Here is a 3,871-nt window from a genome sequence, read left to right as displayed (position 1 = left end):
GGAATCATATCGCGCGAATCACATCAAGCGCAGCGTTTTCACACAGCCAGGGTCAGACTCAGAAATCGTGACCTGGCTGGCGATGTCCGTCCTGCTCTCAAGAACGGACATTGTAAGGTCGTTCGATCACCGCCGAAAGTGGCAATAGGCGACATGCCGAGCCAGGCCTCTGAGGGTACGCCGTGATTTTCCTATTGCGCTGTGGCGAATTGGCAGCGTCGCTTTAAGCGGACGCGCCACCACGTAGCAGGTGAAGATAACCCTGCTCGGTCATCCATCTAGCACGCGAGAGGTGCTCTTGAACACCTTCCGGGCCCGATCACAATCATGTTCCAGGTCAAGATGCAGCACCACTCGTGCGACTTCGCGCCAGTCCGCATCTTCCGCATGGGCGTCGAGCAGGCGCAGATACGTGACGAGGTGCTCCTTGTCGTAAGAGATCAACACGGTACCCGACGGCGCAGTATCGGCGATATCGGGATCACGCGGCGGCGTCTGCATGGGCGTTCTCGCAACAGGTTGTTGATTGACCGACTTTGCTTTTGACACCTTGGCATATTAATGACCCGTACCGGCGAAGTCCGCTTTGCTCCAATAAAGGGACAGGCAAAATGACGTTTCCCGTCGCAATTGGTTGCTGGCGTTCGGGTGATCAACTCACATTCACCTCGCGAGTTGGTGAAGAGGTTTCTTCGCGCGGCTGCCCAGTGAGCACACCTGCGGCTGCGGCGGTGCTGGTGCCCCCTGCCCGACCTGCATTTTGCCGGCCGACGGCGAGCGGCCTCGGCTGCCGCCCGGCTTCAAGACGGTGCTCGACGACGAGGACGGCTATCGTCACTGAGCCGGAGGGCGTAGCCTTTGAGTATGAGGTCTTGGAGTGCCGCAGGAGGCTCTGATGCGCATTCGGGCTTTAGCGATGTTGGCAGGCGCGACGCTCGTTGCAGCTGCGCCGGCGCGCGCCCAGACATACGATCCAAACTACCCCGTTTGCCTACATATTTTCGGCCGCACCCCGTATTACGAATGCCGCTACACGTCGCTGCCTCAATGCAACGCGTCGGCATCGGGCCGCTCGGCGCAGTGCGTCATCAATCCATATTTCGGGGGCGCCCAAGAGCCCGCGGATTATCGGCGGCATCGCCGGGTCTACTAAAGTGAACCGCATTGGCCGCAGGACCGCTTAATGCAGATCGTGGTGCTGGCGATCGGGACTGGCAAATCCTAGGATCGCTTTAGGAATCATCGCCAGGGGGATGTGATTGAGTCGCGCTTAGTTTAGGCGCGTACCATGAACACCCCGGATCAAGACATCGTACTGCGGGCTATGGAGGATGCCAGGCGCATCCTCGGGGAATACATCGCACCTGGCCCGTGCGACGCCACGGCAACGGTGCACCGGCTAATAGCCGTTCTCGATCGAGACGAAGTTGTCCACGCTCTGGATCGCATGAAACGGCGCCGGACCATGCGGCTCGTGGAATGAAGCGGCCCGGCAATACGCACGCACCGGGGCCGCCGCACCTGGAGATACCCCGGCTAGGGGCTTGGGGGCATGCAGCCGGGGGACTTGCAGAATAGCCGCCACCGGGGCGCGGTCTGTACGGCCGCTGACAAAGGACAGGCGCACGCCTTTGAACCGCCTGAGAATAAAAATGGCTCCAGCGCGTGGCGGTGCGCTGAGGCCATCAAGGTATTCCCATTTCAAATTGCGACGGAGTAGTGGGTACTATCTGGCGTACTGATAGGAGCGGGAAGGTGGCAACATCTGCCCAATAGTGAACATAGCGCGGAAAGCCCGCCAGCCGTGTGTCGGCCCGTCCTTGGGAACCTCCAACCTTGCTGAGAGTCGATTCCATCGCTCCCGGCGGATCGTGGAGCCAAGCCGGGAGAAAGTGGCGGCCCCAGCTTGCGCTGGAAACCTAGCTGGGGCCGTTTGCAAGCGGCCCACCAGCATGAACCGGCGGAGAGCAAGGAACGATAATCACGGCGCCAATTTTACCCGCGCACTCAAGACAACGAGGAGCCGCCATGATGATCCGCTTTGCTTGGCTGGGGACCTTCTTTGTAGCTTTTGCTCTTGCCGAACCAGCTTTGGCCGCGGGCGGATGTGGAGTCGGGTGCAGCAGCACGTCTGAAGGGGCTTGTGTCCGCGATGGATGGCAGCAAGCTTTGCCCGTTCGGAACGTGTGCCCGGCCACATCCCAGCCATCTCCCCCTTGCGGCCCATATCACCGATGGAGTCGGCAATCCATGTCGTGCGTTGTGCGTTGAATCGATCGGTTAGCGGCCCCCGCAATACGCAACGCACCGGGGCCGCCAGTCACTGCAGATTGCCCCAGCCGGGGGCGTGAGGAGGGATGCAGCCGGGGCGAGCAGAGACTAGGCCCACGTCCGGCTCCTCGTCTGTCCGGTCGCTGACAAGGGGTAGGCCCGCCAGCGTGACCGCCGGATGACTGCGCCGATCAACCTACCCTGAGGTTTTCGGCGGATTCCTTTCCGCGGTTTGCTAAGACTTCGTAGCTCACTTTTGCGCCCTCATTCAGACTGCTCAAACCTGCTCTCTCGACGGCCGAGATATGGACGAATACGTCCTTGCCGCCATTGTCGGGCTGAATAAATCCATAGCCCTTTGTCGCGTTGAACCACTTCACTGTCCCTGTCGCCACGTCAATTCTCCCCATCGATTCGAAACACGGAATGATGGTGACAGAAACCCGGCAAAAGAAAGGGCCCGCGGAGGTAATCGTTGCACGCAAAAGCCGCCGCTGGGTTGAGACAGCGGCGGCTCTACGCATTACTCTCGCGAGTGATGCCTCCGCGATTGCTTTGAGCTTACGGGCCCGAAGTTAACGAGGGGTTGTTGTGTCGGCTCAGACGCCATCGCTCAAACCTGAGCCTGTACCGGGCGGTCGTCATGTTTCGCTTTGACGGCAACAGGACGATGAATATCCTACACCGCGATTACATCGAGCGATTGAGGCTTAGTGAGATTTCGAGATCGCCCGTTGCAGCGTGCGAACCAAATCCTCCGCAGCCTCTTCCATCGTGTCTTTTTTTCTCAAATGCTTAATCATCGCGACTAGCGTGTTGATCAAGACGACTTGGGCCATCGGCGGCGAAATCTGTCTTTTAGCCAAGAGCGCACGGATCTCTCGCGTAAACGCGCCGCATTCGACTTCGTAGGCCTTCGTCATCTCTCTCCGCACTTCAGTTACTCCAGCCAGTGAAAAGAGTTGGGCTTTCAGACACGCCTGATTCGTCAGGCAAGCTGGTGGCGGGTGGGTGGCAAAAAGCCGTCGCTATGACGATCTTCGTGACGGCTAACTGCCCTAAGGGTTAATGGATCGTTACTGGCTGAGCTGGACACGATACCATGATCGAACTGATCCGCCGCCGTGATCCTCATGGTCCCGACCGCTGGAAGATCTATTTCGGCGATGTATGTATCGGCGATATCCGCCCACGCGCCGGTGTTCCCACCACCGTAGACCAATTGGAGTGGTACTGCGGTTTCGTTCCGCCGGCGCATCGCGGTGTCGACGCTGGGGGCACTGCTATCGATTTACACGACGTGCGACAAAAGTTCGAAGCTGCGTGGCGGAATTTGCGGACCGCCTTCACCGGGCGACGACTTTGCCGAGTACCGCTATGCGCGCGCCTGGACCGCATGGAAACAGAGAATGTGGAAGGGACGGCCGCAAGCTGCCGACGCAAACGCAGGATGGCCGCTCGCGATGCTTCTACGCGTAGAGATTGACATCCCGGGTATGGTAGCGCACGTCAGGGTCGCTCACATCAGCGAACCTGCCAATGTGTAACCTCTTGTCTGATTGCGGTTGCTGGCACAAGGGTTCAGCTCGTTACCGACAGC

Annotated in this window: 4 protein-coding genes and 1 pseudogene; 2 read left to right on the top strand and 3 right to left on the bottom strand. The window is 59.4% G+C overall.

The features are described 5' to 3' along the window. Positions 1-223: 223 nt before the first annotated feature. Positions 224-501: pseudogene (locus KJQ96_RS38105) on the bottom strand (DNA -binding domain-containing protein). Between the two features lie 394 nt (positions 502-895). On the opposite strand from KJQ96_RS38105, the gene KJQ96_RS38100 reads away from it, so the two are divergent. Continuing rightward, a complete protein-coding gene (locus KJQ96_RS38100; RefSeq protein ID WP_213291119.1) occupies positions 896-1,153 on the top strand; it encodes a DUF3551 domain-containing protein in 258 nt (85 codons plus the stop codon). 1,309 nt (positions 1,154-2,462) lie between these two features. On the opposite strand, the gene KJQ96_RS38095 is transcribed toward KJQ96_RS38100, so the two are convergent. Both KJQ96_RS38095 and KJQ96_RS38090 read right to left on the bottom strand, forming a co-directional pair. Then, the gene (locus tag KJQ96_RS38095) at positions 2,463-2,666 is read right to left on the bottom strand and encodes a cold-shock protein (RefSeq protein ID WP_057849549.1); all 204 of its coding nucleotides are present in this window, start codon (positions 2,664-2,666) and stop codon (positions 2,463-2,465) included. A gap of 315 nt (positions 2,667-2,981) precedes the next feature. Then, entirely contained in the window at positions 2,982-3,194 is a 213-nt protein-coding gene (locus tag KJQ96_RS38090) for a hypothetical protein (protein WP_213291118.1), read from the bottom strand. Between the two features lie 179 nt (positions 3,195-3,373). Between KJQ96_RS38090 and KJQ96_RS38085 the strand changes: the two genes are divergently transcribed. Continuing rightward, positions 3,374-3,757, top strand: a complete 384-nt coding sequence (locus KJQ96_RS38085; RefSeq protein ID WP_213291117.1) for a hypothetical protein — start codon at positions 3,374-3,376, stop codon at positions 3,755-3,757. Positions 3,758-3,871 lie beyond the last annotated feature (114 nt).

The organism is Bradyrhizobium sp. sGM-13 (assembly GCF_018398875.1).
Classification (GTDB): domain Bacteria; phylum Pseudomonadota; class Alphaproteobacteria; order Rhizobiales; family Xanthobacteraceae; genus Bradyrhizobium.
Note: the sequence above shows the minus strand (reverse complement) of the source record. Positions and strands in the feature narration are given on the sequence as shown.